This window comes from Burkholderia territorii (assembly GCF_902833055.1).
GTDB classification, from domain to species: Bacteria; Pseudomonadota; Gammaproteobacteria; order Burkholderiales; family Burkholderiaceae; genus Burkholderia; species Burkholderia territorii.
In genome coordinates this window covers 120,542-143,782 of the sequence record NZ_CADFEJ010000005.1, presented here as the reverse complement: position 1 = coordinate 143,782, position 23,241 = coordinate 120,542, and the positions used below count along the sequence as shown (strand labels likewise).

At 68.8% G+C, this 23,241-nt stretch carries 22 protein-coding genes; 14 read left to right on the top strand and 8 right to left on the bottom strand.

The window, feature by feature from the left end; all coding sequences use genetic code 11:
• Window positions 1-2: 2 nt before the first annotated feature.
• Genes HW466_RS12715 through HW466_RS12700 form a run of 4 tightly spaced genes read left to right on the top strand, consistent with a single transcriptional unit; the run spans window position 3 to window position 4,759 of the window.
• Window positions 3-1,748 carry a carbamoyltransferase family protein gene (locus tag HW466_RS12715; RefSeq protein ID WP_060347033.1) on the top strand — a complete coding sequence of 582 codons (1,746 nt, stop codon included), beginning with the start codon at window positions 3-5 and terminating at the stop codon, window positions 1,746-1,748.
• A complete protein-coding gene (locus HW466_RS12710; RefSeq protein ID WP_060347032.1) occupies window positions 1,745-2,746 on the top strand; it encodes a glycosyltransferase family 2 protein in 1,002 nt (333 codons plus the stop codon). Before HW466_RS12715 ends, HW466_RS12710 begins: the two co-directional genes overlap by 4 nt.
• Complete coding sequence (locus HW466_RS12705) at window positions 2,743-3,819, top strand: glycosyltransferase family 9 protein (protein WP_059505184.1); 1,077 nt, start codon at window positions 2,743-2,745, stop codon at window positions 3,817-3,819. Before HW466_RS12710 ends, HW466_RS12705 begins: the two co-directional genes overlap by 4 nt.
• The gene (locus HW466_RS12700) at window positions 3,809-4,759 is read left to right on the top strand and encodes a glycosyltransferase (protein ID WP_059848805.1); all 951 of its coding nucleotides are present in this window, start codon (window positions 3,809-3,811) and stop codon (window positions 4,757-4,759) included. The genes HW466_RS12705 and HW466_RS12700 overlap by 11 nt, the downstream gene beginning before the upstream one ends.
• Before the next feature lie 26 nt (window positions 4,760-4,785).
• Here HW466_RS12700 and HW466_RS12695 read toward each other — a convergent pair whose 3' ends face one another.
• The gene (locus HW466_RS12695; RefSeq protein ID WP_151006139.1) at window positions 4,786-5,856 is read right to left on the bottom strand and encodes a sigma-54 interaction domain-containing protein; all 1,071 of its coding nucleotides are present in this window, start codon (window positions 5,854-5,856) and stop codon (window positions 4,786-4,788) included.
• Between the two features lie 346 nt (window positions 5,857-6,202).
• Between HW466_RS12695 and HW466_RS12690 the strand changes: the two genes are divergently transcribed.
• Entirely contained in the window at window positions 6,203-7,570 is a 1,368-nt protein-coding gene (locus HW466_RS12690) for a sigma-54-dependent transcriptional regulator (protein ID WP_059505180.1), read from the top strand.
• A gap of 17 nt (window positions 7,571-7,587) precedes the next feature.
• Here HW466_RS12690 and HW466_RS12685 read toward each other — a convergent pair whose 3' ends face one another.
• Both HW466_RS12685 and HW466_RS12680 read right to left on the bottom strand, forming a co-directional pair.
• Window positions 7,588-8,511 carry a glycosyltransferase family 2 protein gene (locus tag HW466_RS12685; RefSeq protein ID WP_174905566.1) on the bottom strand — a complete coding sequence of 308 codons (924 nt, stop codon included), beginning with the start codon at window positions 8,509-8,511 and terminating at the stop codon, window positions 7,588-7,590.
• Window positions 8,490-9,197 carry a PIG-L deacetylase family protein gene (locus HW466_RS12680; protein ID WP_174905565.1) on the bottom strand — a complete coding sequence of 236 codons (708 nt, stop codon included), beginning with the start codon at window positions 9,195-9,197 and terminating at the stop codon, window positions 8,490-8,492. Before HW466_RS12680 ends, HW466_RS12685 begins: the two co-directional genes overlap by 22 nt.
• 100 nt (window positions 9,198-9,297) lie before the next feature.
• On the opposite strand from HW466_RS12680, the gene HW466_RS12675 reads away from it, so the two are divergent.
• Window positions 9,298-11,604 carry a hybrid sensor histidine kinase/response regulator gene (locus HW466_RS12675; RefSeq protein ID WP_174905564.1) on the top strand — a complete coding sequence of 769 codons (2,307 nt, stop codon included), beginning with the start codon at window positions 9,298-9,300 and terminating at the stop codon, window positions 11,602-11,604.
• A 75-nt stretch (window positions 11,605-11,679) separates the two neighbouring features.
• On the opposite strand, the gene HW466_RS12670 is transcribed toward HW466_RS12675, so the two are convergent.
• Together HW466_RS12670 and HW466_RS12665 are read right to left on the bottom strand one after the other, a co-directional pair.
• Window positions 11,680-12,723: a UDP-glucuronic acid decarboxylase family protein gene (locus HW466_RS12670; protein ID WP_059452501.1), complete on the bottom strand. Its 1,044-nt coding sequence runs from the start codon at window positions 12,721-12,723 to the stop codon at window positions 11,680-11,682.
• The gene (locus tag HW466_RS12665) at window positions 12,723-14,039 is read right to left on the bottom strand and encodes a glycosyltransferase family 4 protein (protein WP_059505173.1); all 1,317 of its coding nucleotides are present in this window, start codon (window positions 14,037-14,039) and stop codon (window positions 12,723-12,725) included. Before HW466_RS12665 ends, HW466_RS12670 begins: the two co-directional genes overlap by 1 nt.
• A 242-nt stretch (window positions 14,040-14,281) precedes the next feature.
• On the opposite strand from HW466_RS12665, the gene HW466_RS12660 reads away from it, so the two are divergent.
• The 7 genes from HW466_RS12660 (at window position 14,282) to HW466_RS12630 (ending at window position 19,003) form a co-directional block, all read left to right on the top strand.
• Complete coding sequence (locus tag HW466_RS12660; protein WP_059452322.1) at window positions 14,282-14,686, top strand: BON domain-containing protein; 405 nt, start codon at window positions 14,282-14,284, stop codon at window positions 14,684-14,686.
• A gap of 27 nt (window positions 14,687-14,713) precedes the next feature.
• Window positions 14,714-15,742, top strand: coding sequence for an SDR family oxidoreductase (locus HW466_RS12655; RefSeq protein ID WP_059452323.1), 1,029 nt, complete (start codon window positions 14,714-14,716; stop codon window positions 15,740-15,742).
• A gap of 55 nt (window positions 15,743-15,797) precedes the next feature.
• Window positions 15,798-16,097, top strand: a complete 300-nt coding sequence (locus tag HW466_RS12650) for a DUF2795 domain-containing protein (protein ID WP_059452324.1) — start codon at window positions 15,798-15,800, stop codon at window positions 16,095-16,097.
• A gap of 62 nt (window positions 16,098-16,159) precedes the next feature.
• Window positions 16,160-16,726 (top strand): hypothetical protein, encoded by a 567-nt coding sequence (locus HW466_RS12645; protein WP_174905563.1) that lies wholly within the window; start codon window positions 16,160-16,162, stop codon window positions 16,724-16,726.
• A 108-nt stretch (window positions 16,727-16,834) separates the two neighbouring features.
• Window positions 16,835-17,692 carry an SDR family oxidoreductase gene (locus HW466_RS12640; RefSeq protein ID WP_151006281.1) on the top strand — a complete coding sequence of 286 codons (858 nt, stop codon included), beginning with the start codon at window positions 16,835-16,837 and terminating at the stop codon, window positions 17,690-17,692.
• Between the two features lie 28 nt (window positions 17,693-17,720).
• Window positions 17,721-18,332 carry a DUF4142 domain-containing protein gene (locus HW466_RS12635; RefSeq protein ID WP_151006282.1) on the top strand — a complete coding sequence of 204 codons (612 nt, stop codon included), beginning with the start codon at window positions 17,721-17,723 and terminating at the stop codon, window positions 18,330-18,332.
• Between the two features lie 59 nt (window positions 18,333-18,391).
• Window positions 18,392-19,003, top strand: coding sequence for a DUF892 family protein (locus tag HW466_RS12630; RefSeq protein ID WP_059505162.1), 612 nt, complete (start codon window positions 18,392-18,394; stop codon window positions 19,001-19,003).
• A 189-nt stretch (window positions 19,004-19,192) separates the two neighbouring features.
• On the opposite strand, the gene HW466_RS12625 is transcribed toward HW466_RS12630, so the two are convergent.
• The 3 genes from HW466_RS12625 to HW466_RS12615 form a co-directional block, all read right to left on the bottom strand.
• The gene (locus HW466_RS12625; RefSeq protein ID WP_151006284.1) at window positions 19,193-19,642 is read right to left on the bottom strand and encodes a GNAT family N-acetyltransferase; all 450 of its coding nucleotides are present in this window, start codon (window positions 19,640-19,642) and stop codon (window positions 19,193-19,195) included.
• Between the two features lie 152 nt (window positions 19,643-19,794).
• Window positions 19,795-21,111, bottom strand: a complete 1,317-nt coding sequence (locus HW466_RS12620) for an NRAMP family divalent metal transporter (RefSeq protein WP_174905562.1) — start codon at window positions 21,109-21,111, stop codon at window positions 19,795-19,797.
• Window positions 21,108-21,755, bottom strand: coding sequence for a UdgX family uracil-DNA binding protein (locus HW466_RS12615; RefSeq protein WP_059505156.1), 648 nt, complete (start codon window positions 21,753-21,755; stop codon window positions 21,108-21,110). The genes HW466_RS12620 and HW466_RS12615 overlap by 4 nt, the downstream gene beginning before the upstream one ends.
• 521 nt (window positions 21,756-22,276) lie before the next feature.
• On the opposite strand from HW466_RS12615, the gene HW466_RS12610 reads away from it, so the two are divergent.
• The gene (locus tag HW466_RS12610) at window positions 22,277-23,203 is read left to right on the top strand and encodes a LysR family transcriptional regulator (protein ID WP_059848812.1); all 927 of its coding nucleotides are present in this window, start codon (window positions 22,277-22,279) and stop codon (window positions 23,201-23,203) included.
• The last annotated feature ends 38 nt before the right edge of the window (window positions 23,204-23,241 follow it).

The following is a 23,241-nucleotide window of genomic DNA, read 5'->3' as shown; positions in this document are numbered from 1 at the left end:
GCATGCCCGCCCCGATCTATACGCTCGGCATCAACGCCGCCTTTCACGACAGCGCCGCGTGCCTCATGCGCGATGGCGAGGTGATCGCGGCGGCCGAGGACGAACGCTTCACGCACGTCAAGCACGCGAAGCGGCCGGTACCGTTCTCGACCTGGGAGCTGCCGTATCACGCGATCGATTACTGTCTCGCCGAAGCGGGCATCGTGCTGGCCGACGTCGACCACGTCGCGTATTCGTACGATCCGTGGCTCGAGCTCGATCGCCATGGCAGCGAGACCGCGCTGACATTGCCGCTTGCGCCGTCCGCGCATGGGCCGCGCGCCGACGGCGCGTCGCCGTGGCATCCGCTGTTCCTGTCGTCGATCGTGAATGCGCCGCGCCAGCTGGCCGGCGGTGCGCCGCACCACCTGGAGCGGCGGTTTCGCGGCGTCTCGCACGACGGGCCGTTCCGCTGGCACTTCATCGAGCATCATCTCGCGCACGAGGCCAGCGCGTTTCTCGCGGCGCCGTACGAGCACTGCGCGGTGATGACGATGGACGGGCGCGGCGAACGCGCGACGACGAGCTACGGCGTGTTCGACGGCCAGTCGTACCGGCGCCTCGGCCAGGTCAACCTCCCGCATTCGCTCGGCCTGCTGTACGAGCGCGTGACGCGCTACCTCGGCTTCCTGCATTCGTCCGACGAGTACAAGGTGATGGCGCTCGCGTCTTACGGCAAGCCGGTGTTCGCCGACGAGATGCGCAAGCTGGTGAGCTACAACGGCGGCGGCTACTACGAGATTGCCGACGGCGATCTCGCCGCACTGTTCGGCGCACCGCGCGAGCGCGGCGGACCGATCGAGCCGCATCATTGCGACATCGCGCACGCGCTTCAACTGGTGCTCGAGGAGACGGCGCTGCAAGCGGTCGAATGGCTCGCCGCGGAGACCGGCGAGCGGCAGCTCGCGATGGCGGGCGGCGTCGCGCTGAACTGCGTGATGAACGCGCGGATTCGCGATCGCGGCCCGTTCGACGACGTGTGGGTGCAACCGGCAGCCGGCGACGCGGGCACCGCGCTCGGGGCCGCGCTGTGGACCGACTTCCGGATGCGCGGGATGCGCGGCGACTGGCGGATGGATCATGCGTATCTCGGCCCGGCATACGGCGACGATGCGATCGAAGCGTTCCTCAAGGAAGCGCAACTGCCGTACCGGCGGCTCGCGGATGTCGCCGCGCAAACGGCCGCGCTGCTGGCGGCGAACCGCGTGATCGGCTGGTTCCAGGGGCGCATGGAGTTCGGGCCGCGCGCGCTCGGCGCGCGCTCGATCCTCGCGTCGCCGATCGATCCGGACATGCAACGCAAGCTGAACAAGATCAAGGATCGCGAGGATTTCCGGCCGGTCGCGCCGGTCGTGCTCGAAAGCAAGGCGCATCACTGGTTCAAGGGCGGCCGGCACACGCCGCTGCGCGCGCCGTTCATGCTGTTCGTGTACGACGTCGCGCCCGGCGCCGAAGCGACGATTCCGGCGGTGCGCCACATCGACGGCACCGCGCGCGTGCAGACCGTCGATGAAGCGCAACATCCGCTGCTGCATGCGCTGTTGACCGAGTTCGACGCGCTCACCGGCGTGCCGGTGCTCGTCAACACGTCGTTCAATACGCGAGGCGAGCCGATCGTCTGTTCGCCGCGCGATGCGATCGAGTGCTTCTGGACTTCACCGCTCGACGCGCTCGTGATCGGCTCGTTCCTGCTGGAGAAGCCGCGATGAACATGCGTGACGCGCAACTGCCGCCGGTCGTGTCGGTCGTGGTGCCGACGTACCGGCGGCCCGACCTGCTCGCACGCTGCCTGGACGCGCTGTGCGTGCAGGTCTTCGATCCGACGACCTACGAGATCGTCGTCGTCGACGACGATCCGGCCGGCAGTGCATGGGAGACCGTCGACGCGTGCCGCGCGCGCGTGAACGACGTGCCGGTGATCCGTTACATGACCGCGCCCGACACGCAGGGGCCGGCGGGCGCGCGCAACGTCGGCTGGCGTAGTGCGCGCGGCGCGCTGATCGCGTTCACCGACGACGACACGATTCCCGATCCGACCTGGCTGCGCCACGGCGCGGCCGCGCTGCTCGCCGAGCCGTCGGCGGCGGCCGCGGCCGGGCGCATCGACGTGCCGCTGCGCCCGCGTCCGACCGACTACGAGCGCGACGCGGCCGGCCTCGCGCATGCGGAATTCGCGACGGCAAACTGCTTCGTGCGGCGCGTGGCGCTCGAGCGCGTCGGCGGATTCGACGAGCGCTTCACGCGCGCATGGCGCGAAGACGCCGACCTGATGTTCGCACTGCGCGAGCATGCGGGACCGATCGTCGACGTCGACGCCGCGCGGATCGTGCATCCCGTGCGCCCCGCGCGCTGGGGCGCGAGCATCGGCCAGCAATCGAAGGTGTATTTCGACGCGCTGCTGTACAAGAAGCATCGCTCGACGTACCGGCGTCATATCCGGCCGATGCCGCCATGGAACTACTACGCGGCCGTGCTGTTCGTGCTCGGTGCGATCGGCTGCTTCGTGGCCGGCTGGCGCGACGCGGGCATCGCGTGCGCGGCGGCCTGGGCCGTCATCACGGCGGCATTTTGCGTGAAGCGGCTGCGCGGCACGCGGCTCACGCCGTCGCACGTCGCCGAGATGATCGTCACGTCGATCGCGATTCCGCCTGTGTCGCTCTATTGGCGCGTGCGCGGTGCGATTCATTTCCGGGTGTTCTTCCTATGAAGCTCGAATCCGTTTCGTCATCCCGTCCGGCCCGCATCGCGGTATTCCGCGCGCTGCAACTCGGCGACATGCTCTGCGCGGTGCCCGCATTGCGCGCGCTGCGGCGCGGCGAACCGGACGCGCGCATCACGCTGATCGGGCTGCCGTGGGCACGCGAGTTCGCGTCGCGCTTCTCGGACTACATCGACAACTTCATCGCGTTTCCCGGCGCACCGGGGCTCGGCGAGCAGCCGGACGCCGAGCCGGCAGCGCGCGAAGCGTTCGTCGCGGAATGCCGCGCGCGCGACTTCGATCTGGCGATCCAGCTGCACGGCAACGGCGCGCAGACCAACGCGATCGTCGCGTCGCTCGGCGCGGCGCGCACGGCCGGCTTCGTGCCGCCGGACGGCGGCACCACCGCGCTCGATTGCCCGGTCGTCTGGCGCGACGGCGAACCCGAGGTCACGCGCTACCTGTCGCTGACGCGCAAGCTCGGTTATCCGGACTGGGGCGATTACCTGGAATTTCCGCTCGGCGGCCTCGACTACGCACTATGGCACGTGCTGTGCGACGAACATGCGCTCGACCCGGGCCGCTACGTGATCGTTCATCCGGGCGCGCGCATGGCATCGCGCCGCTGGCCGATCGAGCGCTTCGCGAGTGCCGCACGGCAGCTCGCGGACGACGGCTGGCAGATCGTGCTGACCGGCACGCGCGCGGAACTCGCGCTGGCCGGCGCGTTCGTCGAACATCTCGCGCGGCCGTGCGTGAACCTGTGCGGACGCACGCCGCTCGGCGCGCTGGCCGCGTTGATCGGCCGTGCGCGGCTCCTGCTGTGCAATGACACGGGCGTGTCGCACGTCGCGGCGGCACTCGGCACGCCGAGCGTCGTCGTCGCATGCGGCAGCGACACGGCCCGCTGGGCGCCGCTCGACACCGAACGCCATCGCGTGCTCGCGAACTATCCGGCCTGCCGGCCGTGCATGTTCGACACGTGCCCGTACGGGCACGAGTGCGCGACGGCGATCGGCGTCGACGACGTGATGGAGCGGGCGGGGGAACTGCTCGCGGAGGAGAGACGTCATGTCACGTAAGCGGTTGCGCGTGCTCACCTGGCACGTGCATGGCAACTATCTGTATTACCTGTCGCAGGCGCCGCACGATTTCTACATCGTGACGAAGCCGCAGCATCCGCCCGGTTACGCGGGAAAGGTCGGGCACCTGCCGTGGGGCGACAACGTGCACGAGGTGCCCGTCGAGTGCGTGCGCGACACCGAGTTCGACTGCGTGCTGTATCAGCATCACGGTCACTACGCGCACGACCGGCTGCATCTGCTGAGCGATGCCCAGCGCGCATTGCCGGCGCTGTTCGTCGAACACGATCCGCCGCGCGAGCATCCGACCGACACGCTGCATCCAGTGCAGGACCCGAACGTGTTGCTGGTGCACGTGACGCCGTTCAACGCACTGATGTGGGACAACGGCATCACGCCGACGCGCGTGATCGAGCACGGCGTGCTGGTTCCCGAAGGCGTCGAATATCACGGCACGCTGCCCAAGGGCGTGACGGTCGTGAACAACATCGCGCGACGCGGGCGGCGTCTCGGCGCGGACCTGTTCGAGGTCGTGCGTCACAGCGTGCCGCTCGATCTGGTCGGGATGGGATCGACCGAGCTCGGCGGCATCGGCGAAGTGCCGAACCCGGCACTGCCGCAGTTTCTGTCTCACTACCGGTTCTTCTTCAATCCGATCCGCTACACCAGCCTCGGGCTCGCGGTGATCGAGGCGATGACCATCGGCCTGCCGATCGTTGCGCTCGCAACGACGGAGATGGCGCAGCTCGTCAGAAGCGGCCACAACGGGGTCGCCGATACGCGGCCTGCGGTGTTGATCGACGCGATGCGCATGCTGATCCGCGATCCGGATCTCGCGCGCGAGTGGGGCGCGGCGGCGAAGCGCGATGCATGCGAGCGGTTCGGGATCGAGCGGTTCGTGCGTGACTGGGATAGCGCGTTGAGCGACGTCACGTCGTGAGCGGGGCGGGCGCCGAGGCGCCGCGCTTACGGGTTCGTCGCGCTCGGCGGCGCGCCCGCGCCCGTGTTGCCGGCGGCACTTGCACCATTCGAACCGCCCGTGCCGTTCGACGTGCCCGTGCCGCTCGCGCCCGCCGTCACTGCATTGCGCTCGTGTTCGGGCAATAGCGCGAGGCGGTTGTACAGCGTCTTCAGGCTGATGCCGAGCGCCTTCGCGGTGCGCGGCTTGTCGCCGTTGAAATGGCGCAGCGACGCGACGATGAAGCGCTGTTGCGTATGCGCGAGCGTCGTGCCGATATGCAGCGTCATCGCGTTGTGCCGGACTTCCTCGCGCGGCTGTTGCCGGCGCGGCAACTGCAGTTCGATCTGTTCGTCCGCGAGGATGAACGCGCGCTCCAGCGCATTGCGCAGCTCGCGCACGTTGCCGGGCCACGTGTACGCGCGCAACGCCTTCATCGCCTGCATCGACAGACGCTTGCGCGTGCGGTGCCGTGCATTCAGCCGGTCGACGATCTGCAGCGCGATGTCGCCGACGTCGTCCTCGCGCTGTCGCAGCGCGGGCACGTGCAGCGCGATCGTCGCGATTCGGTAGAACAGATCCTCGCGCAGCCGGCCGCTGCGCACGGCCTCCACGGGGTCGTGATGGGTAGCGGCCACGATCCGCACGTCGAGCGGAATCGCTTCGTGCCCGCCGACGCGCATGATCGTGTTCGACTCGAGCGTGCGCAGCAATTTCACCTGCAATTCCGCCGGCATTTCAGCGATTTCGTCGAGAAACAGCGTGCCGCCGCGCGCGGCTTCGAACATGCCCACATGTTGTGCAACGGCGCCGGTGAAGCTGCCTTTTTCGTGACCGAACAAATGCGATTCCGCGATGTCCTTCGGAATCGCGCCGCAATTGACCGGCACGAACGGCCCGCGCCGGCGCGGGCTCATGTCGTGGATCAGCCGCGCGACGATGTCCTTGCCCGCGCCGCTTTCGCCGACTACCAGCACGCTCACGCGTGTCGTGGCGACGCGCGACACTTTCAGCAGCAGGTTCTGGATCGTTTGCGAGCGGCCGAACAGTCGCGTGCCGTCATCGTCGGATTTCGACATGAGTGATATTGCGTTGGGAAGGTTTGACCGAAATCGTCGAAGGCAGATGAAAAAATGACCGTTACGCGTCGTTTTTTCATGTGCCCATCATACCTTTTATACCGTTAGGTCCGGATTGAATCTCGCAATGCGACCGCCGCGCGGGGATAGATTTATTCGATGAGAGCCGTATGCGCGACGCGCTTCTTCTATACTGCTAAGCACTCGTTTGTCATGGCAGGACAGCTAGTCTGCTCATTCGTGTGCAGTGCGGATGTGCCGCCAGTGCCGGCGCCGCACCTCCGCATCGCATGCCCGACGCGGTTCGGCCAATCCCTGGCGCCGGACCGCACCACAAGGAGCTTCGATGCCTTATGTCCTGATCGTCGAAGACGATGCAGATACGCGCACGATGCTCGCGACGCTCGCACAGGCTCAGCAGCTTTCGTGCGATACGGCCGCGACGCTCGAAGAAGCGCGCACGCTCGTCTCGACGCATACCCCCGATCTCGTGCTCTGCGATCTCGTGCTGCCGGACGGCAACGGGATGGATCTGTTCGACGCATTGCCCAAGCGCGGGCATTGCGAAATGGTGCTGACCACCGGTCACGCGAGCCTCGAAACCGCGATCGACGCATTGCGGCGCGGCGCGACCGACTACCTGGTGAAGCCGCTCAACATGCAGCGGCTGAACAGCATCTTCGCGCGCGTGCCGCGCACCACCGCACTGCACGAGGAAATCGCCGAACTACGCTCGGAGCTGAAGCGTCTCGGCCGTTTCGGCCGCATGCTCGGCAGCTCGCCCGCGATGCAGGCCGTCTACGACGCGATCGGCCGTGTCGCGCGTACCGAAGCGTCGGTGCTGCTCACCGGCGAGTCGGGTACCGGCAAGGAACTCGCCGCGCAGACGGTCCACGATTTGAGCCTGCGCCGCCGCGGCCCGTTCCTCGCGGTGAACTGCGGCGCGATCGCGGCGAACCTCGTCGAGAGCGAGATGTTCGGCCACGACCGCGGCAGCTTCACCGGCGCGGAACGGCAGCACAAGGGCTTCTTCGAACGCGCGGACGGCGGCACGCTGTTTCTCGACGAAATCACCGAGATGCCGGTCGAGTCGCAGGTCAAGCTGCTGCGCGTGCTGGAAACCGGGCGGCTCACGCGGCTCGGCTCGACGCGCGAGATCGACGTCGACGTGCGCATCGTCGCGGCGACCAACCGCGATCCGGAAGCCGCGATGGCCGACGGCAAGCTGCGGCCCGACCTCTATCACCGCATCAACGTGTTCCCGATTCCGCTGCCGTCGCTGCGCGAGCGCGGCGACGACATCCCGATGCTCGCCGACGCATTCCTGCAGCGCTACAACGAAGAAAGCGGCCGCAACCTGCGCTTCGCGCCGGCCGCGCGCGAGGCGCTGAAGACTTATGCGTGGCCCGGCAATGTGCGCGAGCTGCGCAACTTCGTGCAGCGCGCGAGCATCTTCAGCGACGCGGACGTGATCGACACGCTGCCGCCGCCGATCATGGAGGAATTGTCGAGCATGGTCGACTCGCACGAGGATCGCGTGACGGTGCCGTTCGGCACGCCGCTGGAGGAAGTCGACCGCAAGCTGATCCTCGGCACGATCGCGCAATGCGGCGGCGTGAAGGCGCAGGCGGCGGAGGTGCTCGACGTCAGCCTGAAGACGATCTACAACCGGCTCGCGCAGCTGGAAGACGAAGTCGAAAAACCGGATTCCTGATGGCGTGGCGCACATGCTCATGCGCGCGCGCGTGCGCGGCGGCGCGCATCGTCGTCGAGGCGGCGCCGCATGCGCTCGACATGCGGCGGCAACGCGCGCCGCTCGCGCAGGATCCACGGCAGGCCCGCGCACGCGGACGCGATGCCGCGCTCGCGCCACAGGCGCGGCAACATGCGGATCGTATGCGCGAGCGCGGGGGCGGCCGGCCACCTGAGCCACGCGGTCCACACCGCGTTGCGTGCGGACACGCGCGCGCGCGTGCTCGCGTCGCGTTGCAGCGAAGGGTAATGATGAACCGTCAGATGCGGTGCATAGACGAGCCACGCGCCGGCGCGATACAGATCGAGCGCGAGCAGCGCTTCCTCGCCGCCGAGGAAGTAGCGCGGATGATAGCCGCCCGCGGCGAGGAACGCGTCGCGCCGGAACGCGGTCGCGCCGGCCAGCAGCCCGAGGATCGGCCGGCCGGGCAGCGCGACGCTCGCATCGAGCGGGCTGTTCGCCATCAGCGTACAGGTCGGGTCTTCGCGCTGGTCCGGCCCGACCAGCACGCGCGCGGTGACACCCGCGACATGCGGATACGCATCGAGCAGGTTCGCGGCTTCGGCGAGCGAGCCGGGCGCCCACCACGTGTCGTCGTCGCAGAACGCGACGTGACGCGTGCGTGCGACGGCCGCGCCGAGGTTGCGGCCCGATGCGCCGAGATTGTCCGGCGCCTGCACCAGCGTCGCATGCGCGAAGCGATTGCGCACGAGCGCCGCGGTTGCATCGTCCGATCCGTTGTCGACGACGACGATCGCCGGCCGGTCGGGGAGGCCCGAGAGCCGCTCGAGCGTGCGCGCGAGCTCGGCCGGGCGTCGCCAGGTCAGCACGACAGCGGTCACGCGCGCTTCGCGTGGCGGCAGCACCGCATGCGCGGGCGTTATGCGGACGGGCCGTCGCATTCGAGCCGCCAGTACGTTTCGGGTTCACGGAGATCGGCGCGCATATGAGGCTCGAACAGCGCAATCTGGCTCGCATACGCGTCGACGGCCGCGGCCTTCGCCGTGGAGCCGTCGGTGCGGTTGCCGGTCGGCATGTCGACCGGACGGGCGGCCCAGCCGTGTTCGCGCCAGGCGGTCACGCGCTCGGCCATCAGTCCGTCGATTCGACGATACGGCACGTCCTCGTAGAAGCGCCACACGCGCGACGTCTCGCCCGCGCGCGCGTCGTCGCGCAGCAGCGTCAGCATGGCCTGCTGCACCTGCAGATGATCGCGATGGAACAGGCCGGCCGGCGCGAGCACACCGAAACCCGGATGCGCGGCGATCGCCGCGGCCACGCGCGCGGCGATCGCCGTCGACGCGGCCGGCGTGCCGTACTGGTCGTCGAGGAAGTCGAGCCACACCGCGTGCGCGCCGAGCGTACCGAGCGCGCGGCGATCCTCGTCGCGGCGCGTGCGCATCGCTTCGTCCGCCGTGCGGAACCCCGCGCGCCGATCCCACGGCGGCGCGGCCGTCCCGTGGGCAGGTATCCCGGCGAACACCGTGACGACGACCGAGCCGGGCGACTGCGCGAGCAACTGCCCGCAACTGAAGACGGCGTCGTCGAGATGCGGCGAGACGACGAGCCAGCGTGTCGGAATGGTCATGGCCTGAAGGTCTCCAAAGTCAGCGTAAGCGCCCGAGCATGCAACGTGCCCGTTCGTTCATGCGCGGGCCGCCGCCGGCCTGCCGGCAGGAGCGTGTCCGATGATTGACGTTGCACGGCCGCAGGCCGCAAATTACGCCACCGCCGTGATGCTCGTCGCGATCGCGACCGTGCTGCAGGCGCTGGCGATCCGCTTCGGCGGCGTGAACCTGCCGCTCGCTTTGTACTACCCGCTGCTGGCCGGCGCCGCATGGGTGACGTCGTTCCTGTTCGGGATCGCGTCGACGGTGGTGAGCGGGCTGCTGGTGTGGACGCTGTTCCTGTCCGATCCAGGCGCCTATACCGAACCGCTGGCGGCGCGCCTCGTGCGGCTCGGCACGTTCATGCTGATCGGGGCGCTGGTGTGCGCGATGGCGGCGATGCTGCGTCACGCGCGACTCACGAACGAGCGCGCGCGTCGGCGCGAAGCCGCCACGCGGCGGCAGCTCGAAGCCGTGCTGGACGCGCTGCCGCAGGGCGTGATCTCGACCGATGCGCAAGGCCGCGTGACGTACCTGAATGCGGCGGCGGCCGAACTGGCCGGCTGCAGCCCCGACGAGGCGGCCGGGCGGCCGGTGCGCGACGTGCTGCGCGTGTTCGATCACGACGGCCGGCGTGTGCAGACGACGCCGCTCGACCGCGCGCTCGCCGGTGCGCATGCGTCGTCGGACCGGCACTGGCTGCATGGCGCGGACGGCGCCACGCCGGTGCCGATCGTCGAGGCGGCGTCGCCGATCGCCGATGCGCACGGCAACATCGGCGGCGCGGTCGTGCTGCTGCGCGACGACGGCGGGGCGCGCATGCTTGCCGACAAGTCGCGGCTGCAGCGCGCGGTCGTCGAGGCATCGCCGGACGCGATCGTCGGGCTCGACGATCAGGGCCGTATCGTCAGCTGGAACCCGGCCGCGCAGCGAATCTTCGGGTACGACGAGGACGAGGCGTGCGGGCGGCCGCTCGAAACGCTGATCGCGATGCGCTGGCTGGCGCGCAACCCGCTGGTCGACTCGTTCGACGCGATGCGTGAACCGGTCGGCCCGCTCGAGCTGCTGTGCGTGCGTCGCGACGGCCGGCGTTTTCGTGCAACGGTCTCCGCATGCCCGGTGAAAGGCGACGCGCGCAGCTGCGTCGCGTTGTCGCTGACGCTGCGCGAGACCGGCGCGCAGCGTCGCCGCGACCTGCGCACGCACCGCTCGCTGCAAGGCGCGCGCGACGCGCGCGACCAGGCCGATACGTCGAATCGCCTGAAGGACGAATTGCTCGCGACCGTATCGCACGAACTGCGCACGCCGTTGAACGTGATCTACGGCTGGATCGAGGTGTTGCGCAACTCGGGCGACGACGGGTTGCAGCAGCAGGCGATCGATGCGATCGACCGCAGCGCGCGTTCGCTCACGCGCATGGTCGGCGACATTCTCGACGCATCGTCGCTCGCGACCGGCAAGCTGCGGATCGACTCGATGCCAGTGGATGTGGTGCGGCTGTTCGCCGATGCGACGACCGCGTTCCAGACGGCCGCGTCGTCGGCCGGCATCGCGCTCGAATTCGACTGCGCCATGCCCGCATGCGTGGTGCCCGGCGATGCGGAGCGGCTGCGGCAGATGCTGTCGAACCTCGTGTCGAATGCACTGAAGTTCACGCCGACCGGCGGTGCCGTGACGGTCACGCTGTCGCGCGACACCGCGCACGCGACGCTGACCGTCGCCGACACCGGGCAGGGCATTGCGCCGGACTTCATCCCGTATGTGTTCGACATGTTCCGCCGCGCCGACGATTCGCCTGCCTCGTCGCGGCGCGGGCTCGGGCTCGGCCTGTCGATCGTGCGGCATATCGCGGAGCTGCATGGCGGCAAGGTCCGCGTCGAAAGCGCGGGCCGCAATCGCGGCACCACGTTCACCGTGACGTTGCCGGCCGGCTGGCAGCCGGTGGGCGCGATGGCATGGCGCGCGATGCAGGACGATGGCCAGCGCGGGCCGCTGATGCTCGACTCGCAGCGCATCCTGATCGTCGACGACGACGCGACCACGCGCACCAGCCTGACCGCCGCGCTGAGCACGCTCGGCGCGACCGTCGCGATCGCATCGTCGGGCCGCGACGCGCTCGCGGTTGTCGCGGACGTGAAGCCGACCGTCGTGCTCTCCGATCTCGCGATGTCCGACGGCGACGGCTACTGGTTGCTCGACGCGTTGCGCCGCGGCGCCGCGAACGGCGGCAGCCCGCCGGACTTGCGCGTGCTCGCCGTGACCGCGCACGCGGGCCTCGCGGACGAGCGACGCGCGCTCGAGGCCGGCTTCGACGGCTATCTGTGCAAGCCCGTCGACGTTCGTGAACTCGCACACAAGATCGCGCACGTGACGAAGCGCGACGGCTGATGCGCGCCGCGCATCGGCCGCCCGCGGCCGCATCGGTGGACGGCCGCGCGAATTCGCGTTACCAGGCCGCCGCGTTCAGGTCGTCGCCGGCCGGTTCTGCGTGCTGATCTGCGCGAGCATGTGCGACGCGATCTGCGTGCTGCGCACGAGGTCGCCCGGCGTGTGATGCACGACCTGCCGATGGATGAAATACCGCGCGGTATGCGCTAGCCCGCTCGCGAGCGACGTCGTCGCACGCCAGCCGAGGCGCCGGTACGCGGCGTCGAGGTCCGGCCGCCGCTGGCGCGGATCGTCGGACGGCAGCGGACGGAACTCGATCGCCACCGCCGCGCCGACGATCCTCACGACTTCGCGCGCGACGTCGATCATCGCGATCTCGTCGTCGCTGCCGAGGTTCACCGGCTCGCATGCGTCGCCCGGCTCGTCCATCAGCCGGACCAGCGCATCCACCATGTCGTCGACATAGCAGAACGAACGCGTCTGCCTGCCGTCGCCGTAGACGGTCAGCGGCTCGCCCGCCAGCGCCTGCGTGATGAAGTTGGACACGACGCGCCCGTCGGCCGGATGCATGCGTGGCCCGTATGTGTTGAAGATCCGCGCGATCCGGACGTCGACGCCGTACTGGCGGTGATAGTCCATGAACAGCGTCTCCGCGCAGCGCTTGCCTTCGTCGTAGCACGCGCGCACGCCGATCGGGTTCACGCGGCCGCAGTAGCGTTCGTCCTGCGGATGCACGTCGGGGTCGCCGTACACTTCGCTCGTCGACGCCTGCAGGATGCGCGCCTTCACGCGCTTCGCGAGGCCGAGCAGGTTGATCGCGCCGTGCACGCTGGTCTTGGTCGTCTGCACCGGGTCGCGCTGATAGTGCACGGGAGACGCCGGGCACGCGAGGTTGTAGATTTCGTCGACTTCGACGTACAGCGGGAATGTCACGTCGTGCCGCATCAGCTCGAAATTCGGCGCATCGAGCAGATGCGCGATGTTGTCCTTCGTCCCGGTGTAGAAATTGTCGACGCACAGCACGTCGTGTCCGGCCGTCACGAGGCGCTCGCACAGATGCGAACCGAGAAACCCGGCACCGCCGGTGACGAGCACCCGTTTGCGATCATAGCCCTTCATCATGCATTCTCCTTGCGGTGCGCGAGGACGCCCGGCGTGGTCGCGACGGGCGTTCGGCGGTTGCTGGCCGCCGCGCCGGCACGTTGCGGATGGGCGACGTCGCGGTAGATGTCGATGAGGCGGTCAGCCACGCCGCGCCATGTATAGAAGCGGTGCGCGCGCAGATAGCCGGCCCGCCCGAGCGCCTCGCAAAGGTCCGGCCGTGCGCGCAGCTGCACGAGCCGCTCGGCGAGCGCGGCCGGGTCGCGCGGCGGCACCAGGTAGCCGGTGACGCCGTCGTCCACCGTCGTGCGGATGCCGCCGACGTTGCTGCCGATCACCGGCGCGGCGCACGCCATCGCCTCAACGGGCGTGATGCCGAACGGCTCGTACCATGGCGTCGTCACGAATACGTCGGCCGCGCTGTAGTACAGGTGCAGCATGTCGCGCTCGCGCCGGCCCACGAACGTCACGCGTTCCGCGATGCCGGTGTCGTGCGCGAGCGCGGCGAGGCGTGCCAGTTCCGGATCGCGCGCCGGGTCCGGCGTCGCCTGGCTGCCGCCGACGATGTAGAGCCGCGTCGGCCGGGCCGGATCGCGCGGCATGCGCGCGAGCGCGTCGATCACGGTGTCGATTCCCTTGCGCGGCACGAGCCGCCCGAGCTGCAGCACGACGAATGCATCGTGCGGCCAGCCGAGCCGCGCCCGCGCGTCGACACGCGGCACCGGCCGGAATTCGCGCGCATCGAACCCGCAGGGCACGATCTCGATGCGCGCGGCATCGGCGCGGTAGTGCGTGGTCAGGTCGAGCGCATCCTGCGGACACTCGGCGATCAGCCGGTCCGCGCGGCGCGCGAGCGTGTCCTCGATCTCGAAGCGCTCGTCCGGGAATCCGTCGGCCGCGCCCTGATGCAGCCGGCGCACACGGCCGAGCGCATGGAACGTCATGACGAGCGGAATTCCGAGACGCTTCTTCACGCGCAGCGCGGCCTCGCCCGACATGAAGAAGTTCGCGTGCATCACGTCGACGGGGTCGGGCTCGCGCCGCATGCGCGCGACCATGTAGTCCGCGAACGCGCCCATGTACGGCAGCAGCCGTTCCTTCGGGATATCGGCGGGCGGCCCGACGGGCACGTGGATCACCCGCATGCGCGGGCCGATCTGCACGACTTCCGGCAGGTGCGGATTGTCGCAGCGCGTGTAGACGTCGACGTCGAGACCGCGCTCGGCCAACTGCTTCGCGACGTTCGCGACGTAGATGTTCTGCCCGCCCGCATCCACGCCGCCGATCACCCCCAGCGGCGACGCATGTTCACTGATCAACGCAATTCTTTGCATGGTGTTGCTCCCGAGGTCGGGGCCACGCCGGCGAGCCCCGTTGCGTCCCTCTGCGGCAATCGCCGTGCCCGGCACTTTGCGGGACGCACACCCCGCTCATGTGCCGAAAAAATTACAACGCGTTGGATGAAAGGGCGTCCGATCACCGTGCCGCGCGTACATGCGGCGTGCTGCGCGCGGCACGCGATTTGCGTCATCCGGATGTCCGCCGGCATGCCGGCATCACACGATAGGAGGTCACGATGAAGGTATTCCCGCTGCAAGCCCGCGCGCCGCGATTCCGCCGTCGTGCGGCGACGCGTCTCGGCATGGCGATCGCGATCGCCGCGGCCACTGCCTGTACCGTCGTCGCGCCGAACGCGTTTGCCGCCGGAGACGACGGCACCACATCGTCCATGTCGTCGTCGACCCATTCGAGCACCGGCACGAAGATCCGCGACGCGACCATCACGACCAAGGCGAAAGCCGAGCTGGTCGGCACGAGCGGCCTGTCGGCCGGCGACATTCACGTGAAGACGCGCCACGGCGTCGTGATGCTGACCGGCAGCGTGCCGGACGACCAGCAGCGCGCGCAGGCCGCAAATGTCGTCAAGCAGATCGACGGCGTGCAGGACGTGCGCAACCAGTTGACCATTCGCCCGAAATAATCGCGGCCCCGTAGAAGGAGTCCAGTGATGAACTGCATGCTCAAACCGGTCGGCGAGCAGACGATCGTGATCACGGGCGCCACCAGCGGCATCGGCCTCGTCACCGCGCGCAAGGCGGCACGGCGCGGGGCGAAGCTGGTGCTGTTCGCGCGCAACGAGGACGCGCTGAACACGCTGTGCGAGGAGATCCGCCAGCACGGCGGCCTCGCGGTGCCGGTGGCCGGCGACGTCGGCGTCCTCGAGGACGTGCAACGCGCGGCCGCCAAGGCGGCCGATACCTATGGTGGTTTCGATACGTGGGTCAACAACGCGGGCGTGTCGATCTTCGGTACGGCGGCGGCAGTGCCGCTCGAGGATCAGCGACGGCTGTTCGACACCAACTATTGGGGCGTCGTGCACGGCTCGCTCGTCGCGTCGGATCATTTCAGGCGCAAGAGCGACTTCCACGGCGGCGCGATCATCAACATGGGTAGCGAGGCGTCCGATGCGCCGGTGCCGCTGCAAAGCGCGTATGTGGCATCGAAGCACGCGGTGAAGGGTTTCACCGATTCGCTGCGGCTCGAGCTCGAGTCGGATCACTTGCCCGTGTCCGTCACGCTGATCAAGCCGGCCGCGATCGACACGATGTTCGTGATGCACGCGAAGAACTACATGAACGTCGAGGCGAAGCTGCCGCCGCCGATCTACGACCCCGAACTCGTCGCCGACGCGATTCTGTTCGCCGCCGCGCATCCGCGCCGCGCGCTGTTCGTCGGCGGCGCCGCGAAGCTGACGTCGGCCGGTGCGTACCACGCGCCGCGTCTGTTCGATCGCGTCGCGGCCACGCTGTTCTCGCGCGGCCAGCGCACGGTGCGCCCCGCGCGCCCGCGCGACGACAACGCGCTGTACGAGTCCCGCCACGCACTGCACGAGCGCGAAGGGATGGAAGGGCCCGTGCTGCGCGGTTGTGCGTACAACGCGGTGGTGCAGCAGCCGAAGGTGGCGGGAGCGGTCGCGCTGGGTGCCGCGGCACTGGTGGTCGCCGCGCTCGCGCGTGCACGGCGTGCGCCGACGTGATCGCGTGCCGTTCCTGCCATTCCGTTTCCCGGTTTCTCATCCGAAGGAGGTTTCCATGTCATCCCGACAACATACGGGCCACGAATACAGCCACTCGCGCGCGCACGAAGGCGAGCGCACGCAGCAGGACCACGACAAGGGCGGCCATCAGGGCGGCCACGGCAAGGCGCCGAGCCCGGTCGACGTGCAGAAGGCGCTGAAGGGGATGGACTATCCGGCGAGCAAGTCGGACGTCGTCCAGTGCGCGGAGCGCTCGCACGCCGACCCGCGCGTGCTCGACATGCTCAGGCAGATCCCCGAACGCGAATACGACACGCCGGCATCGGTATCGAAGGAGCTCGGGCGGCTGATGTGAGCGCCGCCCCGTCGCGTCGCGCACGCCGTCGCGTGCGCGGCACCTTATGAAGGAGCACGAACATGGCCATGATCGTCGCAGGACGCTTCACGACGTTCGATGAAGCGGAAGGTGGCGCGCGCCACCTTTACGAGCGCGCATTCGGCCCGGACGACGTGTCGATCTTCTTCCTGAATCCGGGCGGCCAGCACGCGCGGTTTCCGATCGGCGGCGACGTGTATGCCGATACGGCCGCGAAGCCGGGCGGTCGCGGTGCGATGGTCGGCGCGCTGCGCGGGCTGCTGATCGGCGCGATCGTCGGGCTGATCGTCTATGCGCTCGGCGTGCACTACTGGTTCGTGCCGGCCGCGGGCGCGCTCGCGGGCGCGTATCTCGGCGCATTCGGCGGCGCGCTGGGCCGGATGCGCGGCGAGCAGGCCGAAGGCAAGGGCACGCTCGCGCATTCCGAAACCGGCGTGATCCTGGCCGCGCGCGTGACGGCCACGACCGCGGCCGCCGCGGAAGACGTGCTGCGCGCGACCGGCGCGCAATCGATCGAGTGCGTCGAAGGCGACTGGCAGGACGGCGAATGGCGCGATTTCGATCCGGTGCGCCGGCCGGACGGCACCACGCAAGGCAACCCGCGCTGAGCAGGCCATTTCCGCACGAGCCTGCCATTCGGCGGGCCGGTGCGCGCCGCGCGCCAGGCGGCACGCGGCTTGCGATGCATTCGCGACACCCGACCAAGGAGGAAACCCATGACCGACACCAAAGCCCCGCCGCCCCAGACGCAGACGCGACAGCCGGGCCGCGAGCAGGAGATGCATCCGAAGCCGCACGACGAAGCGGCCGATTACGTCGGCAGCGGCAAGCTGGCCGGCAAGGTCGCGTTCGTGACGGGCGGCGACAGCGGGATCGGCCGCGCGGTGGCGATCGGCTTCGCGAAGGAGGGCGCGGATGTCGCGATCGTCTATCTGAACGAATCGGACGACGCGGCGCACACGAAGCGCCTGATCGAGCAGGCGGGCCGGCGTTGCGAGGCGATCGCGTGTGACGTCGGCGACCGGCGGCAGGCGCACGACGCCGTCGCACGCACGGTCGAGCGGCTGGGACGGCTCGACGTGCTCGTCAACAACGCCGGCGAACAGCATCCGCAGCCGGGCATCGAGGACGTGACCGAGGAACAGCTCGAGCGCACGTTCCGCACCAACGTGTACGGCATGGTGTTCTGCACGCAGGCCGCGCTGGCGCACATGAAGGCGGGCGGGCGCATCGTCAATACCGCATCGGTGACCGCGTATCACGGCAGCCCGAAGCTGCCCGACTACTCGGCGACCAAGGGGGCGATCGTCGCGTTCACGCGCTCGCTGTCGATCGAGCTGGCCGAGCGCGACATTCGCGTGAATGCCGTGGCCCCCGGCCCGATCTGGACGCCGTTGATTCCGTCCACCTTCACCGCCGAACAGGTATCGAAGTTCGGCACGAACGTGCCGCTCAAGCGGCCGGGGCAGCCGGACGAACTGATCGGCTGCTACGTGCTGCTCGCGTCCGAGGGCGCGAGTTACATGACGGGACAGACCTTGCATCCGAACGGCGGCTCGATCGTCGGCGGCTGACGGCTCTGTCCACACAAGGAGAAAGCGCATGAAACAACCCAACTGGACGATCGCGGCGCTTGCCGCGGGCGTGCTCGCCGTGTCGGGATTCGCGCAGGCACAGATGCCCAGCGAGCCGCCCGCATCGAATTCGCATGTGCCGGGCGGCGTGATCAACCCGTCGTCGGGCGGCGGCGCGAACGATGCCGGTATCGCGAAGGCCCCGCAGGGCGGCGATGCCGAGTTCGTCGACAAGGCCGCGCTCGCCGGCAAGGCCGAGGTGCAGGCCAGCCAGCTTGCGCTGAAGCAGGCGCAATCGGCGGACGTCCGCGCGTTCGCGAAGCGCATGGTCGCCGATCACGGCAAGGCGAATGCGAAGCTCAACGCGCTTGCGGCGCGCGCCGGCATGAAACCGCAGGTGGATCAAATCCAGGACCCGGACGTCGAGGCGCTGCGCGGCAAGCGCGGGCACGACTTCGACACCGCATATGTCGCGGCGGTCGGCCCGGACGCGCACAAGAAGGCGGTCGCGCTGTTCGAGGACGAGGCGCGCGACGGCAAGGACGCGCAACTGCGAGCGTTCGCGAAATCCACGCTGCCGACGCTCAAGCATCACCTGAGCATGGCGGAGGAACTCCAACGCAAGGTGGGCGCGCAGTAACGCGCGCCCGTTTCAACCCAAGGGCCGCGCGGGCGGCCCGTTTTTTCGGAGAGGCAGTCATGGCCCAACGGCAATCGAAGCACGAAGGCATCCTTGAACTGCTCTGCCAGGCATACGAGACCGAGCTTGGCGGCGCGAAGATCTACGAGGCCGCGCTCCAGTGCGCGACCGACGAGGACCTGCACAAGGAGTGGGAGAAGTACCACCGCGAGACGATGCATCATCAGGAGGTGCTGCGCAAGGTATTCGAAACGCTCGGCCTCGATCCGGATGCACAGTCGCCGGGCCGCGCCGCCGTGGCGGCAACCGGCAAGTCGCTCGTCCAGGTGATCGAGCAGGCGAAGAAGCAGGCCGATCCGGCGGTCGCGCAGGTCGTCGCGGCCGAATGCGTGGTGCTGGCGGAAACCAAGGATCACCTGAACTGGGAGCTGATCGGCTATGCCGCCGACCAGTTGCCCGACGGCGATGCGGCGAAGGCGCTGAAGGCCGCGCACGATGAAGTCGAGGCCGACGAGGACCATCACCTGTATCACACCCGCGGCTGGGCGCGCGAGATGTGGATCGATTCGATGGGCTTCAAGGCGGTGCTGCCGCCGCCGGAGGAAGTGAAGAAGGTCGAGTCGGCGGCCGATGCCGCGCGTGCCGAAAAGTCACGCGGCAAGATGATGTAACGATGGTTGTCGGGCAACCGGGCCGTGCTGTTCGCGCGGCCGCCCGGTTGTCCGATGTCGTTGATTCGCCGTGCCGGCGCCGGGGTTGCCCCGGGGCGAATGCCGAACGAATCTTCAATCGCATGAAGTTTTTCGCGATTGATGCTTCTCCAGGCTGCGCCTTCGGTTCGTTCGCAAGAACTTGAAGGCCTACGCCTTGGTGGCATACGGCTGGCGCACGTAGTAAATGTCCCATTCCGTTTCGTCCGTCTGCTCGAAGCCGTGCCGCTGATAGAAGCGGTTCGATTCGCTGCCTCGCAGTGCACCCAGGCGAATGGGCATCCGTTGCGCATCGGCATCTGCACAGATCTCTCGCAGCACTGCTGCCCCGATACCCTTTCTCTGATGTTCAGGCTCGATGTACAAGTGGTCCAAGTACAGATGGTCTTCTTGAGGGCGAATCAACACAAAGCCTACACGGATACCATCGGCCTCGATGAAGCGACAGAGTGCAGGATCAAAAGACGCGAGGAAACGCTCTCGTGCCCGCTTCGGGTCGAAGCGACCGACACGTTCCAAGCTCTCGCGCATCGCGGAAATTCGAATGGCCACCAAACGTTCGGCGTCAGACCGGGTGGTGGGAGCGAAAGTCAGGTTCATTGGGCGGCCGGTCATGTCGTGCACGTGGGGTGTCAAAGCATAGCAGCCTCGCTATCTACGGGACGATCCGCCGGGCAATACATGTGTAAGGAGCCTTGCGGGCAATGTGACCGGAGCCCGATACAACTGAACCGGAAGCACACCCATCGCGGTCAACTCAGCATGTCCATGGCCATTACGATCACCGATCCCGCCATCAGCACGACCGCCAGCCACCCGAACACCTTCGACGCGAGCCCGCTGCCGGGTCGCCCGGCCGCATCGCGCCGCTGCGACAACAGCATCACGAGCACGAGCATCGGCACCGCCGCGACGCCGTTGAGCACCGCGCTCCAGTAAAGCGCCTTGATCGGATCGACAGGACTGAAGCAGATCGCGATGCCGACCAGCACGCACGCCGCCAGCACCGCATAGAATGCCGGCGCGCGCCGCACCGGTTCGTTCAGGCCTTCCCGGAAGCGCCATGCCTCCGCGCAGCCGTACGCGGCGCTACCCGCGAACGCCGGAATCGCGAGCAGCCCGCAGCCGACGATGCCGAGCGCGAACACGACGAACGCCGCTTCGCCGGCGATCGGGCGCAACGCCTCGGCCGCCTGCGCGGTCGAGCCGATGTCGTGTCCGCCGTTCGCGAAGAACACGGCCGCGCCGATCACCATGATGCAGAACGATACCGCGTTGGTCACGATCATCCCGGTCCAGGTGTCGAACGTGATGCGTCGCTCGGTCTCCCGCCGCGCGCCGGGCGCGCATGCGATATCGCCGTTGCGGCGCTCGGCCTGGGTTTCCTCGACTTCGAGCGCGGCTTGCCAGACGAACAGGTACGGGCTCAGCGTCGTGCCGAGCACCGCGACCGCCGTCGTCGCATAGTCGTGGGTGAACGCAATGTGCGGAAGCACGATCGCGTGAAGCAGGCTGCGCCAGTCGACGTGCACGAAGCCGAGCTCCAGCACGTAGGCGAGCAGCCCGAGCGTCATCCATTTGAGCCAGCGCGCGTAGCGTTCGTAGGACAGGAAAACCTGCAGCATGAGCGACGCGATCCCGTAGACGGGCGCATACCAGTAGCTGCGGCCGCCGACGACGAGCGCGGTCGCATCGCCCATTGCGGCGAGATCGGCGCCGACGTTCACGACGTTGACGACTACGACCATCATGATCAGTGCCTTGGCGAGGCGGCTGGAGAACTGCTCGCGGATGCCCGCCACGAGGCCTTCGCGATTCGCGCGCCCGACGAATGCCGACGCGAGCTGTACGGCGACCATCATCGGCAGCGTGATCACGATCATCCACAGCATGTGGAAGCCGAACTGGCTGCCGGCCTGCGCATAGACGGCGACATTGCTCGGATCGGCGTCGGACGCACCCGCGAGCAGGCCGGGACCGAGCCGCCGGTACCACGGCTGCGCGGCGGGTGCGGTGGGTGCGGCGGTTGCGGGTTCGCGCGCCGCGTCGTCGCCGCGCAGGTCGCTCATTCGGCGTCTCCGCGGGCGCCGCGCGCGAGCCGCGACGCGGTGCGCAGCGCATCGACGAGCGTCCGGTACGCGTGCTCGCGCGAATCGGCGCCACGCGTGCGCAGCACGTAGGACGGGTGGTAGGTCGCGACGACGAGACTGCCGTCGGGCGAGCGCACCGGCTTGCGCGTGCGCTCGAGCGTTGCGTCGTTGTCCTGCAGTACCGCGCGCAGCGCCGTCGCGCCGAGCGCGACGATCACGCGCGGGTGCGTCGCGGCGAGTTCGCGTTCGAGCCAGTAGCGGCATGCGGCGACCTCGCGCTGCGCGGGCGTCTTGTGCAGCCGTCGCTTGCCGCGCGGCTCCCATTTGAAGTGCTTGACCGCGTTGGTCAGATAGACGGACTTGCGTTCGATCCCGGCCTCGTCGAGCGCGCGATCGAGCATGCGGCCCGCCGCGCCGACGAACGGGATGCCCGTGCGGTCTTCCTGGTCGCCCGGCTGCTCGCCGACCAGCATGATGCGCGCGTCGGCGGGCCCCGCGCCGGGCACCGGCTGCGTCGCATGTTCCCACAGTCCGCAGCGGCGGCAGGCATCGAGCGTCGCCGGTGCGTCGTCGTCGGGGGCGGCCGGGACGGCCGCGCGCTTCGCGGGCGCGGCGCGCGTCATGCGGCGCTTCCCGTACCGGCCCGCGCGGCGCCCGCATCGACGGGCGCACGACGGTGCGCGTGCCGGCGAACGGCAGGCGGGCCGAAAAACCGGCCGGGTCGGAACATCGGCAGTGCGCGCATTGACGGCTCCCTCATCGATGCAGTGCACTTCGTACAGCAACCGGCATGCCGCATGCAGTCGATCGGCGCGCGGGCCAAGTCGTGACACCGGGCGGTTGGCGGAGAGATTCCCGATGCGGTTCGATCTTGCGGCGGGCCGGACGCCGCCACGGTGCCGCCATGCCGCCGACACCGCCGCTGTGCGGAACCGGCGCATGGCCGCCGACGGGCGAGCGTGACCGCCCGGGGCGCTTACACGCAGCTTGTAAAACGGTATCGGCCGTGCCCTTGCCCCGCTCATTGGCCCGCCGCACGCGGCACGGCGGCGCCCCCCGGCTTCGCGGCCGGACATCTCCCGGCTGGGTGTGCTTGCCCGAATCGGGCACAATACGCGGCATTCGAGATGCGGAGACTTGGCCCGTGGGAATCAACTTCGATTTGACCGACTTGCAGGCGTTTCGCGCGGTGGTGGAGCTGGGAAGCTTCCGGAAGGCCGCCGAGGCGATCAGCATTTCGCAGCCCGCGTTGAGTCGCCGGATCGACAAGCTGGAGGAAGCGCTCGGCGTGCGTCTGTTCGAGCGCACGACGCGCAGCGTCACGCTCACGACGGTCGGCCGCGTGTTCGCGCCGAGCGCCGAGCAACTGCTGGACGATCTCGACGTCGCGCTGCTCGGCATCCGCGACGTCTCGTCGAGCCGCCTCGGGCACGTGACCATCGCGTGCGTGCCGTCGGTGGCCTACTACTTTCTGCCGAACGTGATCGCCAGCTACCATCGCCGCTTTCCGCGCATCAGGGTCAAGCTGCTGGATGCGAGCGCGAACGAGGTGCTGAGCGCCGTCATCAGCGGCGAGGCCGATTTCGGCGTGAGCTTCATGGGCAGCCAGGAATCCGAGGTCGAGTTCAAGCTGCTGCTGCAGGAGCGATTCGTTGCCGCGTGCCGGCGCGATCATCCGCTCGCGCGCAAGAAGCGCGTGACCTGGAGCGAGCTTTACGAATACGAATACGTGTCGGTGGACAAGACGTCCGGCAACCGCCTGTTGCTCGACCAGGCACTGACGAGCGTCGCGCCGCGCGCGCCGAGCGTGTGCGAGACGCGCCACGTGACGACCATGCTCGGGCTGGTCGAGGCGGGGCTCGGCGTCGCCGCGGTGCCGTCGATGGCGATGCCCGGACACGACCATCCGCTGCTCACCAGCGTGCCGCTCGTCGAACCGACGGTCAAGCGCAGGGTCGGCATCGTGAAACGGCGCGGACGCCAGCTGACGCCGGCCGCGGAGGAGTTTCACCGGGCGGTCGTCGAAGCAAGGCGTGGCGGCGGCACGCCGCGCAGCGATGCATCGGCATGATGCATGTGACGAAAACGACCGGGACATCGAGGAAGACT

Coding starts and splice junctions, on each gene's coding strand:
- HW466_RS12620 (WP_174905562.1), bottom strand. CDS start 21,111: ATGAGCGACCTGCGCGGCGACGACGCGGCGCGCGAACCCGCAACCGCC.
- HW466_RS12675 (WP_174905564.1), top strand. CDS start 9,298: ATGATTGACGTTGCACGGCCGCAGGCCGCAAATTACGCCACCGCCGTG.
- HW466_RS12660 (WP_059452322.1), top strand. CDS start 14,282: ATGAAGGTATTCCCGCTGCAAGCCCGCGCGCCGCGATTCCGCCGTCGT.
- HW466_RS12615 (WP_059505156.1), bottom strand. CDS start 21,755: ATGACGCGCGCCGCGCCCGCGAAGCGCGCGGCCGTCCCGGCCGCCCCC.
- HW466_RS12695 (WP_151006139.1), bottom strand. CDS start 5,856: ATGTCGAAATCCGACGATGACGGCACGCGACTGTTCGGCCGCTCGCAA.
- HW466_RS12710 (WP_060347032.1), top strand. CDS start 1,745: ATGAACATGCGTGACGCGCAACTGCCGCCGGTCGTGTCGGTCGTGGTG.
- HW466_RS12670 (WP_059452501.1), bottom strand. CDS start 12,723: ATGAAGGGCTATGATCGCAAACGGGTGCTCGTCACCGGCGGTGCCGGG.
- HW466_RS12715 (WP_060347033.1), top strand. CDS start 3: ATGCCCGCCCCGATCTATACGCTCGGCATCAACGCCGCCTTTCACGAC.
- HW466_RS12700 (WP_059848805.1), top strand. CDS start 3,809: ATGTCACGTAAGCGGTTGCGCGTGCTCACCTGGCACGTGCATGGCAAC.
- HW466_RS12680 (WP_174905565.1), bottom strand. CDS start 9,197: ATGACCATTCCGACACGCTGGCTCGTCGTCTCGCCGCATCTCGACGAC.
- HW466_RS12685 (WP_174905566.1), bottom strand. CDS start 8,511: ATGCGACGGCCCGTCCGCATAACGCCCGCGCATGCGGTGCTGCCGCCA.
- HW466_RS12625 (WP_151006284.1), bottom strand. CDS start 19,642: ATGAACCTGACTTTCGCTCCCACCACCCGGTCTGACGCCGAACGTTTG.
- HW466_RS12645 (WP_174905563.1), top strand. CDS start 16,160: ATGGCCATGATCGTCGCAGGACGCTTCACGACGTTCGATGAAGCGGAA.
- HW466_RS12640 (WP_151006281.1), top strand. CDS start 16,835: ATGACCGACACCAAAGCCCCGCCGCCCCAGACGCAGACGCGACAGCCG.
- HW466_RS12665 (WP_059505173.1), bottom strand. CDS start 14,039: ATGCAAAGAATTGCGTTGATCAGTGAACATGCGTCGCCGCTGGGGGTG.
- HW466_RS12705 (WP_059505184.1), top strand. CDS start 2,743: ATGAAGCTCGAATCCGTTTCGTCATCCCGTCCGGCCCGCATCGCGGTA.
- HW466_RS12655 (WP_059452323.1), top strand. CDS start 14,714: ATGAACTGCATGCTCAAACCGGTCGGCGAGCAGACGATCGTGATCACG.
- HW466_RS12650 (WP_059452324.1), top strand. CDS start 15,798: ATGTCATCCCGACAACATACGGGCCACGAATACAGCCACTCGCGCGCG.
- HW466_RS12635 (WP_151006282.1), top strand. CDS start 17,721: ATGAAACAACCCAACTGGACGATCGCGGCGCTTGCCGCGGGCGTGCTC.
- HW466_RS12690 (WP_059505180.1), top strand. CDS start 6,203: ATGCCTTATGTCCTGATCGTCGAAGACGATGCAGATACGCGCACGATG.
- HW466_RS12630 (WP_059505162.1), top strand. CDS start 18,392: ATGGCCCAACGGCAATCGAAGCACGAAGGCATCCTTGAACTGCTCTGC.